Origin of the sequence: Georgenia phoenicis, assembly GCF_047302425.1 — a bacterium.
Lineage (GTDB): Bacteria > Actinomycetota > Actinomycetes > Actinomycetales > Actinomycetaceae > Oceanitalea.
The window spans coordinates 1,022,951-1,036,409 of sequence record NZ_CP154855.1; the positions used below are offsets into that span (position 1 = coordinate 1,022,951).

Here is a 13,459-nt window from a genome sequence, read left to right on the forward strand (position 1 = left end):
GCCGACCCGGGAGCGAAGCACACCAAGGAGACACTGATGAAGCAGGGCATTCACCCCGAGTACGTCACCACCACCGTGACGTGCACCTGCGGGAACACCTTCGAGACCCGTTCCACCGCCACGAGCGGTGAGATCCACGCCGACGTCTGCAGCGCCTGCCACCCGTTCTACACGGGCAAGCAGAAGATCCTCGACACCGGTGGTCGAGTCGCCCGCTTCGAGCAGCGGTACGGCAAGCGCAAGTAGCACGCGTCCAGCGCCGGTGGGACCATCCCACCGGCGCTGTCGTCTGCCCGGGCGCGGGAGCGCGCCGGGTGCCGTACACGGAAGGAGAGCGAGCGTGAGCGCGGACTTCGCGGCCGTCGAGCCGATGCTGGCCGAGCACGCCGAGATCGAGCGAGCCCTGGCCGACCCGGGCGTCCACGCCGACGCCGGCAAGGCCAAGCGGCTGGGCCGGCGCTACGCCGAGCTCACCCGCGTCGTCTCCGCCTACACGGCCTGGCGGCGCGCCACCGACGACGCCGAGGCCGCGGCCGAGCTCGCGGAGGTCGACGAGTCCTTCGCCGCGGAGCTGCCGGCCCTGCAGGCCGCCGCCGACGCGGCCGCCGAGCACCTGCGCACCGTCCTCGTCCCCCAGGACCCCGACGACGGCCGCGACGTCATCCTCGAGATCAAGGCGGGGGAGGGCGGGGAGGAGTCCGCGCTCTTCGCCGGCGACCTCCTGCGCATGTACCTGCGCTACGCCGAGCGCCGCGGCTGGAGCACCCAGCTCATCAGCGCCACCGAGTCCGACCTCGGCGGCTACAAGGACGTCGCCGTCGCCGTGAAGTCGCGCGGCACCCTCGAGGACCCCGCCGACGGCGTGTGGGCCAGCCTCAAGTACGAGGGCGGTGTCCACCGGGTTCAGCGCGTGCCCGTCACCGAGTCCCAGGGCCGCATCCACACCTCCGCGGCCGGCGTCCTCGTCCTGCCCGAGGCGGACGACCCGGGCGAGGTCGAGATCGACCAGAACGACCTGCGCATCGACGTCTACCGCTCCTCCGGCCCCGGCGGGCAGAGCGTCAACACGACCGACTCCGCCGTCCGCATCACCCACGTGCCCACCGGCATCGTCGTGTCGATGCAGAACGAGAAGTCCCAGCTGCAGAACCGTGAGCAGGCGATGCGCGTGCTGCGTGCCCGGATCCTGGCCGCCCGCCAGCAGGAGGCCGACGCCGCTGCGTCCGCGACCCGCCGCTCCCAGGTGCGCACCGTGGACCGCTCCGAGCGCATCCGCACCTACAACTTCCCCGAGAACCGGATCGCCGACCACCGCACCGGCTTCAAGGCCTACAACCTCGACCACGTGCTCGACGGCGACCTCGCCGCCGTCATCGCCTCCGCCGTCGAGATGGACGCCGCCGAGCGGCTCGCCGCCGCCGCCCATGCCTGACCCCGCCGACGACGGCGCCGTCACCTGGCGCGAGGCTGTCCGCGGCGCCGGGGTGCTGCTCGCCGAGGCGGGCGTGCCATCGCCCGACGTCGACGCTCGCCTGCTCGCCGAGCACGTGCTCGCGGGCCCGCTCGTCACGGCCGGCCGTCCCGACCCCGAGCAGCTGGCCCGCTTCGCCGCCCTCGTCGACCGCCGACGGCGGCGCGAGCCGCTCCAGCACCTCACCGGGGAGATGTTCTTCCGCTACCTGCGCCTGGTGAGCGAGCCGGGCGCCTTCGTCGTGCGGCCCGAGACGGAGGTCGTCGCCGAGGAGGCGATCCGCGCCGCCCGGCAGGTGCCGTCCCCCCGGGTGGTCGACCTGTGCACCGGCTCGGGGGCGATCGCGCTCGCCGTCGCCACCGAGGTGACCTCGGCGGCCGTGTGGGCCGTCGAGCTGAGCCCCGCGGCCCTCGCCGTCGCCGCCCGGAACGTCGCCGAGCTCGCCCCGCAGGTCACGCTCGTCGCCGGCGACGCTGCGACGGCGCTGCCCGAGCTCGACGGCACCGTCGACGTCGTCGTCTCCAACCCGCCCTACGTGCCCGCGGACGCCGTCCCGCAGGACCCCGAGGTTCGCGAGCACGACCCTGACCTCGCCCTCTACGGCGGCGGCGCCGACGGCCTCGACGTGCCGCGCGCCGTCCTGCGCACGGCCGCGCGCCTGCTGCGCCCCGGCGGGACGCTCGTCATGGAGCACGCCGAGGTGCAGGCCGCGGCGGTCCGCGCCGCGTGCGAGGAGACCGGTGCGTTCACCGCGGTCCGGACGGTCGCCGACCTCACCGGTCGGGACCGGATGGTCCTCGCGCGGCGCTCCGACGGCTGAGCAGGGCGGCGGCGCCCCAGCCCAGCCCCACCCCGACGACGTCGGCGAGGGTGTCCCACGGGTCGCCCGAACGCCCCGGCAGCAGCACGTGCTGGACCACCTCGCTGAGGACGGCGTGGGCTAGGGCGAGCGGCACCACCCACCGCGCCGGCAGCCCCGCCCACAGCGCGGCGAGGACGAGCAGCGCGAAGACGCCCAGGTGGGCGACCTTGTCAGCACCGGGGAACAGGCCGGTGCCGGGACCCGGCACGCGCGGGGCGTAGAGCACTGCGAGGTGGAGGACGAGGGCGATGGCGAGCAGGACGCGACGGGTCATCGCCGGCCAGGATGTCATCCGCTCCCAGGTCCCCGTGGGAGGATCCGGTACGTGAGCGTGTACGACTGCACCCAGCCCGAGACCCGCGACGAGGGCATCACCGCCGCGGCCAGCGCCCTGTCCGCGGGGCAGCTCGTGGTCCTGCCGACGGACACGGTGTACGGCATCGGCGCCGCGGCCTTCGACCCGGGCGCGGTCGCCGACCTGCTCGCCGCCAAGGGCCGCGGCCGCCAGAGCCCGCCGCCGGTCCTCGTCCCCGCGGCCGCGACGGTCGCCGGGCTGGCCACCGACGTGCCGGACACCGTCCACACGCTCCTCGAGACCTTCTGGCCCGGTCCACTCACCGTCATCTGCCGCGCCCAGCCGACCCTCGCGTGGGACCTCGGGGACACCGGCGGCACCGTCGCGCTGCGCATGCCCGACGACGAGATCGCCCTGGCCCTCCTCACCCGCACCGGGCCGCTCGCCGTCTCCAGCGCCAACCGTCACGGCCGCCCCGCGGCCACGACGGTGCTCGAGGCGGCCACCGCCCTCGGTGACCGGGTGGCGGTGTACCTCGACGGCGGACCGTCCCGCGGGGGAGTGGCCTCGACCATCGTCGACGCGACGGGCCCCACGCTGCGCATCGTGCGCGCCGGGGCGCTGAGCCTGGACGAGCTCACCGCCGTCGTCCCCGAGACCGCCGACGTCGAGCGCCCCGCCGACGACGGGCCGAAGGACGGTGCCGTCGGGCCGTGAGGGTCTACCTGCTCGTCATGCTCGTCGCGGCGGTCGTCACCTTCATCGCCACCCCGGTAGCGCTGCGGCTGGCCCGCGTGACGAACGCGCTGACGCCGGTCCGCGCGCGCGACGTCCACACGACCCCCACCCCGCGGCTGGGCGGCGTGGCCATGCTCGCCGGGTTCGCCGTCGCGCTGCTCCTCGCGTCCCGTGTCCCCTTCCTCGAGGGGGTCTTCGCGACGGCGCAGCCGTGGGCGATCCTCGGTGGCGCCACCCTCGTGTGCCTGCTCGGCGTGGCCGACGACATGTGGGACCTCGACTGGATGACCAAGCTCGTCGGCCAGGTCCTCGCCGCCGGCCTCATCGCCTGGCAGGGCGTCCAGCTCATCACCTTCCCCGTCGCCGGGCTGACGATCGGCTCGGCGCGCCTGTCCCTCGTGGCGACCGTGCTCGTCGTCGTCGTCGCCATCAACGCCGTGAACTTCGTCGACGGTCTCGACGGGCTGGCCGCCGGGATGATCGGCATCGGGGGACTGGCGTTCTTCGGCTACAGCTACCTCCTCACCCGCACCGAGACGCCCGGGGACTACTCCAACCTCGCCACGGTGGTGATCGCCGCCGTCGTCGGCACGTGCCTGGGCTTCCTGCCGCACAACTTCCACCCCGCCCGGATCTTCATGGGCGACTCCGGCTCGATGTTCCTCGGCATCACCGTCGCGGCGGCCGCCATCACCGTGACCGGTCAGATCGACCCCGCCACCTCCACGGCCGGCCAGGTGCTGCCCGCCTTCGTCCCGATCCTCCTGCCGGTCGCGGTGCTCCTGCTGCCGCTGCTCGACATGACGCTCGCCGTCCTGCGGCGGGTGCGGGCGGGGGAGTCGCCCTTCAAGGCCGACCGCATGCACCTGCACCACCGCCTCCTCTCGTGGGGCCACAGCCATCGCCGCGCCGTCCTCGTCCTCTACCTGTGGACCGCGGTCTTCTCGTTCAGCGCCGCGGCCCTCGTCGTCCTCGACGGCAGCACGGTGTTCGTCGGCGCCGGCGTCGCCGTCGTCGTCGCCCTGCTCGTCACCATCGGCAAGCTTCCCGGGCTGCGCCGTTCCACCCACGCCAAGGAGTCCGCATGACCTCCCCGTCCCCCCTGCGCGCCATGTTCCGCACGGTGCTGCGCCAGATGGCCATCCTCCTGGCGGTCCTCGGCGTGGGCAGCTGCGTCATCGGCTACCTCGTGGAGGGCATGCCGGGCCTCTGGGGCGGGGTGCTGGGCACCGCGCTCGTCGCCTTCTTCACGCTGACGACGGCGGTCGTCATGGTGGCGACGGCGGACCGGCCCCTGTACGTGGCCAGCGCCGCCCTCGTGGGCGGCTGGCTGGCCAAGGTCGTCGTCGTCTTCGTCGTGCTGCTCATCGTGCGCGACCGCGACTTCTACGACCCGGTCGTCTTCTTCGCCACCCTCGTGCTCGCGATCCTCGGGTCCATGGCGATCGAGATGTCCGCTGCCCTCAAGGCTCGCGTGCCCAACGTCGACCCCTCCGCCCGCGAGGAGAGCGACCCCGCCTGAGCGTTTCCTGCTGTGGGCTTGCTCACTCCGGCGCCGCCGAGCGCCTGTGCCGGCAGCCGCGGTACGCCGTCGCTGTCGGGGGCCGGAAGCCGCGGAAAGTGCGGCCGTGGCGGGCGACACCCCGCGTGACCTGCACGGTGACCCGGCGCACGCGCCGGCGGTGCGCGCGTGACGGCGTCGCCGGGGCCGGGGACGAAGGTTCTTCCGCCGTCATAGCGGGCCGTGCGGGGTCCTGGACGCTCCCGTCCATACGTTAGGCTGGACCCCGTTCCCGACAACGCGGTCCGTCACCGCACATCCCGACCAACTCTTGGGGGTCCGCCCTGTCTGCCGCCGCGACTCTCCTCCCCCTGGCCGTGGGCGTCACGAGCGCCGCAGGTGAGGGCGAGGGCTTCCACGCCCCGACGATGCAGGGCGAGTTCTTCCCCGGCGCCTTCCTCTTCGAGGGCACCCCCTTCGAGTTCAACCGGATCATGCTCGTGCGCGTCGTCGCCACGCTGCTGATCGTCACGGTGTTCTGGCTCGCCGCCCGCCGCGCCCGGCTCGTCCCGGGCCGCTTCCAGGGCGCGATCGAGATGGCCCTCGACTTCGTCCGGGTGAACATCGCCGAGGAGGTTCTCGGCAAGGAGAGCGGACGGCGCGCCACGGCGCTGCTCACCGTGATCTTCTTCGGCGTCTTCGCCATGAACATCACCGGCGTCATCCCGTTCCTCAACATCGCGGGCTCCTCGGTGATCGGCGTGCCGCTCGTCTTCGCGGTCATCGCCTACATCGGCTTCATCGTCGCGGGCGTGCGCTCCCAGGGTGCGGGCGGCTTCCTCAAGTCCTCGCTCTTCCCGCCCGGCGTGCCGAAGGTGCTCTACGTCATCCTCACGCCGATCGAGTTCCTCTCGACCTTCATCCTGCGGCCGATCACGCTGACGATCCGTCTCCTCGCGAACATGCTCGTCGGCCACCTGCTGCTCGTGCTGTGCTTCGGGGCGACCCACTTCCTCTTCTTCGAGGCGGCGGGCGCGCTCAAGGTCCTCGGCTCGGTCACGCTCGCGGCCGGCTTCGCGTTCACCATCTTCGAGATCTTCATCGCGGCGCTCCAGGCCTTCATCTTCACGCTCCTCACGGCTGTGTACATCCAGCTCTCCGAGGAAGCGCACTGACCTGACCGACGACCCGGCCATGAGGACCGGGTCATCACCCCCACGTGCCGGGCATGGGCCTGGGACATCAACGGAAGGAACACCCCGTGGAAATCACTGGTGACATCGCCACCATCGGTTACGGCCTTGCGACCATCGGCCCCGGTATCGGTCTGGGACTTCTCGTCGCCAAGACCCAGGAGGCCACGGCCCGCCAGCCCGAGGTTGCCGGTCCCCTCCGCATCAACATGTTCATCGGTGCCGCCCTCGTCGAGGCGCTCGGTCTGATCGGCTTCGCCGCGGGCTTCGTGTTCTGATGCTCGCAACGGCCCTGGTCCGGGCGGCGGAAGAGGGGGGACAGAACCCCGTGCTGCCGGCGGACTACGACATCATCTGGTCGCTCGTCTGCATCGCGATCATCGCCGCTGCCTTCGTCTGGAAGATCCTGCCGGTCTTCACCCGGATCCTCGACGAGCGGACCGAGAAGATCGAAGGTGGCCTCAAGGCCGGCGAGAACGCACGGGCCGAGGCCGAGGAGCTGCGCTCGGAGATCGAGCGTGAGCTCACCGAGGCGCGGGTCGAGGCGGCCCGGGTCCGCGAGCAGGCGCAGGAGGACGCGAAGGTGATCGCGGCGGACGTGCGGGCCAAGGCCCAGGCCGACGCCGAGCGGATCGTCGAGAGCGCCCACCGTCAGATCGAGGCGGAGCGTCAGCAGGCCGCCGCGTCCCTGCGCACCGACATCGGTGCGCTGGCCACGACCCTCGCCGAGCGCATCGTCGGGGAGTCCCTGGCCGACGAGCAGCGTCGTCAGCGTGTCATCGACCGCTTCCTCGACGAGCTCGACGCCCAGACCGACCTGGTCCCCGGTGGGGAGAGGGTCGGAGGAACGACGGAGGCGTGATGCGAGCGAGCAGCCAGGCCGCACTCAGCGCGGCCAGCGAGCGGTGGGAGGTCGCCCTCCGCGCGGCAGGGGAGCGCGGGCGCGAGCTCGGCTCCCAGCTCTTCGAGGTGGCCGACGCCCTCGCGTCCTCGGGCTCGCTGCGGCGGGCACTGACGGACCCGGCACGGTCCGGCGACGCCAAGGCCCGCCTCGTGGGGTCCCTGTTCGACGGGAAGGTCGCCGCCGAGGTGGTCGACCTGCTCGCCGGCATGGTCCGCTCCCGCTGGTCCGCCGACGAGGACCTCGGGGACGCCGTCGAGGAGCTCGCCACCGCCTCCGTGCTGGCCGCCGCGCAGTCGCGCGGTGTCCTGCTCGAGGTGGAGGAGGAGCTCTTCCGCACCGAGCGGCTGCTCGCCTCCGACCGGGAGCTGCGCACCGCGCTGGCCAACCGGGAGATCGCCCCCGAGCGCCGGGCCGGACTGCTCGACTCCCTCATCGGGGAGCGCGCCAGCGCCGAGACCCGCCTCATCGTGCGGCGACTCGTCACCGCGCCCCGGGCCGGGTCGCTCAGCAGCGCGCTGCGGCGCGTGGGTGAGCTCGCCGCCGCCCGGCGGGACCGGCTCGTCGCCAACGTGACGGCCGCCGGACCGCTGACCCAGGCGCAGGAGGCTCGCCTGGCCGACATCCTGCAGCGTGCCTACGGGCACGCCGTCCAGGTCAACGTGGGCATCGACCCGCAGGTCCTGGGCGGGATGCGCATCCAGGTGGGCGCCGAGGTCATCGACGGCACCATGCTCACCCGCCTCCAGGACGCCCGACGCCGGTTCGCCGGCTGACCCAGACCCCGCACCACTGACGAACCGCGACCACGGTCGCCAAGGAGAAGGAACTGCAATGGCCGAGCTGACGATCAAGCCCGAGGAGATCAGGGCGGCGCTGGACAGCTTCGTCGACTCCTACCAGCCGACCGAGGCGGTGGGGGAAGAGGTCGGTCGCGTCACCGTCGCCGGTGACGGCATCGCGCGTGTCGAGGGTCTGCCCGGCACGATGGCCAACGAGCTGCTGCGCTTCGAGGACGGCACCCTGGGCCTCGCCCTCAACCTCGACGTGCGGGAGATCGGCGTCATCGTCCTGGGTGAGTTCACCGGGATCGAGGAGGGCCAGGCCGTGCACCGCACGGGCGAGGTGCTCTCCACCCCCGTGGGAGACAACTTCCTCGGACGCGTCGTCGACCCGACGGGCAAGCCGATCGACGGGCTCGGCCCGATCGAGGCGGAGGCCACGCGCGCCCTGGAGCTCCAGGCCCCCGGCGTCATGCACCGCAAGAGCGTCCACGAGCCGCTCCAGACCGGCATGAAGGCCATCGACTCGATGATCCCGATCGGTCGCGGCCAGCGCCAGCTCATCATCGGTGACCGCGGCACCGGCAAGACCGCCATCGCCGTCGACACGATCCTCAACCAGAAGGCGAACTGGGACAGCGGCGACCCGGACAAGCAGGTCCGCTGCATCTACGTCGCGATCGGCCAGAAGGGCTCGACCATCGCCTCCGTGCGCGGTCGCCTCGAGGCCGCCGGCGCCCTGGAGTACACGACGATCGTCGCCGCTCCCGCCTCCGACCCGGCCGGCTTCAAGTACATCGCCCCCTACACCGGCTCGGCCATCGGCCAGCACTGGATGTACCAGGGCAAGCACGTCCTCATCGTCTTCGACGACCTGTCCAAGCAGGCCGAGGCCTACCGCGCCGTGTCCCTCCTCCTGCGCCGCCCGCCGGGCCGCGAGGCCTACCCCGGTGACGTCTTCTACCTGCACTCCCGGCTGCTCGAGCGCTGCGCCAAGCTCAGCGACGAGCTGGGCGCGGGCTCGATGACCGGTCTGCCGATCATCGAGACGAAGGCCAACGACGTGTCGGCCTACATCCCGACCAACGTCATCTCGATCACCGACGGCCAGATCTTCCTCCAGTCGGACCTCTTCAACTCCGACCAGCGCCCCGCCGTCGACGTCGGCATCTCGGTGTCCCGCGTCGGTGGTGACGCCCAGGTCAAGGCGATGAAGAAGGTCTCCGGCACGCTGAAGATCACCCTCGCGCAGTACCGCTCGATGGCTGCCTTCGCGATGTTCGCCTCGGACCTCGACCCGACCACGCGTCAGCAGCTCACCCGCGGTGAGAAGCTCATGGAGCTGCTCAAGCAGCCCCAGTACTCGCCCTACCCGGTCGAGGACCAGATCGCCTCGATCTGGGCCGGCACCAACGGCTACCTCGACGACGTCGAGACCAGCCAGGTCCGCCGCTTCGAGTCCGAGATGCTCGACCACCTGCGTCGCAACACGGACGTGCTCCACACGCTCGCCACGACCGGCAAGCTCGAGAAGGAGACCGAGGAGACGCTGCGCTCGAGCGTCGAGGAGTTCCGCAAGGGCTTCCGCGCCGGCGACGCCACCCTCGCCTCCGAGCCCGCCGCCCCGGAGGCGGAGGCCGAGGTCGAGAGCGAGCAGGAGCAGATCGTCGCCGAGAAGCGGGGCTGAGCGTGGGGGCCCAGCAGCGCGTCTACAAGCAGCGGATCCGCTCCACGCAGACGCTGAAGAAGATGTTCCGCGCGATGGAGCTCATCGCCGCCTCGCGGATCGGGCGCGCCCGGGACCAGGCCACCAAGGCCAGCCCCTACGCGATCGCGCTCACCCGCGCGACCTCCGCCGTCGCCTCGCACGCGCACGTCGGTCACCCGATCCTGCGTGAGCGAGGCGACACCAACCGGGTCGCGGTGCTCGTCCTCGCCGCGGACCGCGGCATGGCCGGCTCCTACACGGCCAGCGTGCTGCGCGCCGCGGAGCAGCTGACCGAGCGGCTCCAGGAGGAGGGCAAGGAGATCGACCTCTACGTCGTCGGACGACGTGGGATCGGCTACTTCACCTTCCGTGGCCAGCGGATCGTCAAGAGCTGGGAGGGCCAGTCGGACAAGCCCGACGCCGAGCTCGCCCGGGACATCTCCACCACCCTCCTCGAGGCCTTCCTCGCGCCGGCGGACGCCGGCGGCGTGGGGGAGCTGCACATCGTCTTCACGAAGTTCGTCTCCATGGTCAGCCAGGAGCCCTTCGTGCGGCGGATGCTGCCGCTGGAGATCGTCGAGGGCGTGTCCGAGCCCGGCGCGAAGCCGCTGCCGCTGTACGAGTTCGAGCCGTCCGCCGACGCTGTCCTCGACCAGCTGCTGCCGCTGTACGTGCGCAGCCGCATCTACAACGCCCTCCTGCAGGCGGCCGCCTCCGAGCTGGCCAGCCGGCAGCGGGCGATGCACACCGCCGTCGAGAACGCCGAGGACCTCATCGCGACCTACACGCGACTGGCGAACTCCGCTCGACAGGCCGAGATCACTCAGGAGCTCACCGAGATCGTCTCGGGAGCCGACGCACTGGCAGCGAGCTGACGTGCGTACCCAGTCCACTGCCGCCCGCATCGAAGGAAACTGACATGACTGCCACGACGACCGACTCCAGCACGGAGCAGGCCACGCCCGGTGTCGGCCGGATCGCCCGGGTGACCGGACCGACGATCGACGTCGAGTTCGCCCCCGACGAGATCCCCGCGATCTACAACGCGCTCGTCGCGACGGTGGACAAGTCCACCATCGGCCAGGGCGAGGGCACGCTGGAGATGACCTTCGAGGTCAACCAGCACCTCGGTGACAACCTCATCCGTGCGGTCGCCCTCAAGCCGACCGACGGTCTGGTCCGTGGCATGGAGGTGCGCGACACCGGCAGCCCGATCACCGTGCCCGTCGGTGACATCACCAAGGGCCACGTCTTCTCCGTGACCGGTGAGGCGCTCAACCTCAAGGAGGGCGAGACGCTCGAGGTCACCGAGCGGTGGCCCATCCACCGCAAGCCCCCGAGCTTCGACCAGCTCGAGTCGAAGACCCAGATGTTCGAGACGGGCATCAAGGTCATCGACCTCCTCACCCCGTACGTCCAGGGTGGCAAGATCGGTCTCTTCGGTGGTGCGGGCGTCGGCAAGACCGTCCTCATCCAGGAGATGATCCAGCGCGTGGCCCAGGACCACGGTGGTGTCTCCGTGTTCGCCGGTGTCGGTGAGCGCACGCGTGAGGGCAACGACCTCATCATGGAGATGGAGGAGGCCGGCGTCTTCGACAAGACCGCGCTGGTCTTCGGCCAGATGGACGAGCCGCCGGGCACGCGTCTGCGCGTGGCCCTCTCGGCGCTGACGATGGCGGAGTACTTCCGCGACGTCCAGCAGCAGGAGGTGCTGCTCTTCATCGACAACATCTTCCGCTTCACGCAGGCCGGTTCCGAGGTCTCCACGCTGCTGGGCCGCATGCCTTCCGCGGTGGGCTACCAGCCGAACCTCGCCGACGAGATGGGCATCCTCCAGGAGCGCATCACCTCGACGCGTGGCCACTCGATCACCTCGCTGCAGGCGATCTACGTGCCCGCGGACGACTACACCGACCCGGCCCCGGCGACGACCTTCGCCCACCTGGACGCCACGACCGAGCTCTCGCGTGACATCGCCTCGCGTGGTCTCTACCCGGCCGTGGACCCGCTGACCTCGACCTCCCGCATCCTCGACCCGCAGTTCGTGGGCCGTGAGCACTACGAGGTCGCCACCCGCGTGAAGTCCATCCTCCAGAAGAACAAGGAGCTCCAGGACATCATCGCGATCCTCGGTGTCGACGAGCTCTCCGAGGAGGACAAGGTCACCGTCGCGCGTGCCCGCCGCATCGAGCAGTTCCTCTCGCAGAACACCTACACCGCGGTGAAGTTCACCGGTGTCGAGGGCTCGACCGTGCCGGTCGCCGAGACCGTCGAGGCCTTCCGTCGCATCGCCGACGGCGAGTACGACCAGGTCCCCGAGCAGGCCTTCTTCAACATCGGTGGCATCGAGGACCTCGAGCGCAACTGGTCGAAGATCCAGAAGGAGTCCTGACCCGTGGCTCTCACGGTGCAGATCGTCGGTCCTGACCGGACCCTGTGGAGCGGGGACGCCGACGCTGTCAGCGTCCCCGCCTCGGAGGGCGTGCTGGGCATCCTGCCCGGCCGCCAGCCGGTCCTCGCCGTGCTCCGGCCCGGCAAGGTCACCATCACCCGGTCGGGTGGCACGGAGTCGGTCGACATCGAGGGCGGCTTCGTGTCGTTCGACGACGACGACGTCATGATCGTCGTCGACGAGCACGACGAGCGGCGCGCGGACCACGCCGAAGCCGCCGTCGAGCGCTAGGAGCAGCCGCTGTGGGCTGGGCGTGGCTGCTGTGGCTGCTCGTCCTGCTCGCCGTGCTCGCGCTGCTGGTCGGGCTGTGGCTGCTCGTGCGCGTGCGGGCGCTGGGGAGGGTCGTCGGGTCCTTCTCGTGCGCCTGGCGTGCGGCCGACGCGCAGGACTGGTCCAACGGGGTGGCCGTGTACGGGGTCGAGCGCCTCGACTGGTACCGGATCGTCTCGCTGCGGCCCGGCCCGGCCGCGCGCTGGCGCCGCAGCGAGCTGGTCGTCGAACCCGGCCGCCGGGTGCTGCCCGGCAGCGCCTGGGGTGCGGTGGAGGTGGAGTGCCGCGTCGGCAGCGACGCCTTCTACCTCGCCCTGGGGAGCGACGCCCTGGCGGGTCTGACGAGCTGGCTCGAGTCGAGCCCGCCCGTCGACCGCGGCGCCGCCTGACCCGCCCCAGCGCCGACAGCACACTTACCGCCGACAGCACAGTTACCGCCGAGAGTGCACTTGTCGCCGAGAGTGCACTTACCGCCGACAGCACAGTTACCGCCCGCACCGCCGTCCCCACCGGAGGTCAATCCCGTGCGCACCGTCATCGCCCGCTGCTCCGTGGACTACACCGGGCGGCTCGACGCGCACCTCGCCCTGGCCACGCGCCTCCTCATGGTCAAGGCCGACGGGTCCGTGCTCGTCCACTCGGACGGCGGCTCGTACAAGCCGCTCAACTGGATGAGCCCGCCGTGCCGTCTCGTGGTCGGGGAGCCGGACGCCGAGGACGCCGCCCTGGGCGTCCAGGAGGTCTGGACGGTGCAGAACACCAAGAGCGACGACCGGCTCGTCGTCAAGATCCACGAGGTCGTCCACGACGGGTCCTACGACCTGGGCGTGGATCCCGGCCTGGTGAAGGACGGCGTGGAGGCGCACCTCCAACAGCTCCTCGCCCAGCAGATCGAGCTGCTCGGCCCGGGGCACCGTCTCGTCCGCCGCGAGTTCCCGACGGCGATCGGCCCGGTCGACATCCTCGCCCGCGACCCGCAGGAGCGGGCGGTGGCGGTCGAGATCAAGCGGCGTGGCGACATCGACGGCGTCGAGCAGCTGACCCGCTACCTCGAGCTCCTCAACCGCGACCCGCACCTCACCCCGGTGCAGGGCGTCTTCGCTGCTCAGGAGATCAAGCCGCAGGCCCGGGTGCTGGCCGAGGACCGCGGCATCCGCTGCCTCGTCCTCGACTACAACGCCATGCGCGGCCTCGACGACCCCGACACCCGCCTCTTCTGACCCACCCCTAAAAGGACCGCCGACAGCACAGTTGCCGTCGGCAGTGCACATGTCGCCGTCACGTCC

17 protein-coding genes are annotated in these 13,459 nt (G+C 71.5%); 16 read left to right on the plus strand and 1 reads right to left on the minus strand.

Features of this window, described 5'->3' with window-relative positions; genetic code table 11:
• Window positions 1-36 precede the first annotated feature (36 nt).
• The 3 genes from rpmE to prmC all read left to right on the plus strand — a co-directional run bounded on the left by rpmE (window position 37) and on the right by prmC (window position 2,291).
• A complete protein-coding gene (rpmE, locus tag AA0005_RS05005; RefSeq protein ID WP_110851764.1) occupies window positions 37-246 on the plus strand; it encodes a 50S ribosomal protein L31 in 210 nt (69 codons plus the stop codon).
• A gap of 94 nt (window positions 247-340) precedes the next feature.
• A complete protein-coding gene (gene prfA, locus AA0005_RS05010) occupies window positions 341-1,432 on the plus strand; it encodes a peptide chain release factor 1 (RefSeq protein ID WP_413452308.1) in 1,092 nt (363 codons plus the stop codon).
• Entirely contained in the window at window positions 1,425-2,291 is an 867-nt protein-coding gene (prmC, locus tag AA0005_RS05015; protein ID WP_413452309.1) for a peptide chain release factor N(5)-glutamine methyltransferase, read from the plus strand. Before prfA ends, prmC begins: the two co-directional genes overlap by 8 nt.
• Here the strand turns inward: prmC and AA0005_RS05020 are convergent.
• Window positions 2,245-2,607 carry a VanZ family protein gene (locus AA0005_RS05020; protein ID WP_413452310.1) on the minus strand — a complete coding sequence of 121 codons (363 nt, stop codon included), beginning with the start codon at window positions 2,605-2,607 and terminating at the stop codon, window positions 2,245-2,247. The genes prmC and AA0005_RS05020 overlap by 47 nt on opposite strands.
• A gap of 51 nt (window positions 2,608-2,658) precedes the next feature.
• On the opposite strand from AA0005_RS05020, the gene AA0005_RS05025 reads away from it, so the two are divergent.
• From AA0005_RS05025 to nucS, 13 genes are all read left to right on the plus strand, one after another.
• Window positions 2,659-3,345, plus strand: coding sequence for an L-threonylcarbamoyladenylate synthase (locus AA0005_RS05025; RefSeq protein WP_413452311.1), 687 nt, complete (start codon window positions 2,659-2,661; stop codon window positions 3,343-3,345).
• Window positions 3,342-4,454 carry an MraY family glycosyltransferase gene (locus AA0005_RS05030; RefSeq protein WP_413452312.1) on the plus strand — a complete coding sequence of 371 codons (1,113 nt, stop codon included), beginning with the start codon at window positions 3,342-3,344 and terminating at the stop codon, window positions 4,452-4,454. The genes AA0005_RS05025 and AA0005_RS05030 overlap by 4 nt, the downstream gene beginning before the upstream one ends.
• Window positions 4,451-4,888, plus strand: coding sequence for a hypothetical protein (locus AA0005_RS05035; protein WP_413452313.1), 438 nt, complete (start codon window positions 4,451-4,453; stop codon window positions 4,886-4,888). Before AA0005_RS05030 ends, AA0005_RS05035 begins: the two co-directional genes overlap by 4 nt.
• A gap of 356 nt (window positions 4,889-5,244) precedes the next feature.
• Entirely contained in the window at window positions 5,245-6,042 is a 798-nt protein-coding gene (gene atpB / locus AA0005_RS05040; RefSeq protein WP_413452314.1) for a F0F1 ATP synthase subunit A, read from the plus strand.
• A gap of 86 nt (window positions 6,043-6,128) precedes the next feature.
• Window positions 6,129-6,338 (plus strand): ATP synthase F0 subunit C, encoded by a 210-nt coding sequence (gene atpE / locus AA0005_RS05045; protein ID WP_413452315.1) that lies wholly within the window; start codon window positions 6,129-6,131, stop codon window positions 6,336-6,338.
• Window positions 6,338-6,922 (plus strand): F0F1 ATP synthase subunit B, encoded by a 585-nt coding sequence (locus AA0005_RS05050; RefSeq protein ID WP_413452316.1) that lies wholly within the window; start codon window positions 6,338-6,340, stop codon window positions 6,920-6,922. The genes atpE and AA0005_RS05050 overlap by 1 nt, the downstream gene beginning before the upstream one ends.
• Window positions 6,922-7,737: a F0F1 ATP synthase subunit delta gene (locus tag AA0005_RS05055; RefSeq protein ID WP_413452317.1), complete on the plus strand. Its 816-nt coding sequence runs from the start codon at window positions 6,922-6,924 to the stop codon at window positions 7,735-7,737. The genes AA0005_RS05050 and AA0005_RS05055 overlap by 1 nt, the downstream gene beginning before the upstream one ends.
• Before the next feature lie 58 nt (window positions 7,738-7,795).
• Window positions 7,796-9,430, plus strand: coding sequence for a F0F1 ATP synthase subunit alpha (gene atpA, locus AA0005_RS05060; protein ID WP_413452318.1), 1,635 nt, complete (start codon window positions 7,796-7,798; stop codon window positions 9,428-9,430).
• Window positions 9,431-9,432: 2 nt separating this feature from the next.
• Window positions 9,433-10,326 (plus strand): F0F1 ATP synthase subunit gamma, encoded by an 894-nt coding sequence (locus AA0005_RS05065; RefSeq protein ID WP_413452319.1) that lies wholly within the window; start codon window positions 9,433-9,435, stop codon window positions 10,324-10,326.
• Between the two features lie 44 nt (window positions 10,327-10,370).
• On the plus strand, window positions 10,371-11,843 hold the full coding sequence (gene atpD, locus AA0005_RS05070; RefSeq protein WP_413452320.1) for a F0F1 ATP synthase subunit beta: 1,473 nt from the start codon (window positions 10,371-10,373) through the stop codon (window positions 11,841-11,843).
• Window positions 11,844-11,846: 3 nt separating this feature from the next.
• Window positions 11,847-12,134 carry a F0F1 ATP synthase subunit epsilon gene (locus AA0005_RS05075; protein ID WP_413452321.1) on the plus strand — a complete coding sequence of 96 codons (288 nt, stop codon included), beginning with the start codon at window positions 11,847-11,849 and terminating at the stop codon, window positions 12,132-12,134.
• Window positions 12,135-12,145: 11 nt separating this feature from the next.
• Window positions 12,146-12,562, plus strand: coding sequence for a DUF2550 family protein (locus AA0005_RS05080; RefSeq protein WP_413452322.1), 417 nt, complete (start codon window positions 12,146-12,148; stop codon window positions 12,560-12,562).
• Between the two features lie 135 nt (window positions 12,563-12,697).
• A complete protein-coding gene (gene nucS / locus AA0005_RS05085) occupies window positions 12,698-13,393 on the plus strand; it encodes an endonuclease NucS (RefSeq protein ID WP_413452323.1) in 696 nt (231 codons plus the stop codon).
• The last annotated feature ends 66 nt before the right edge of the window (window positions 13,394-13,459 follow it).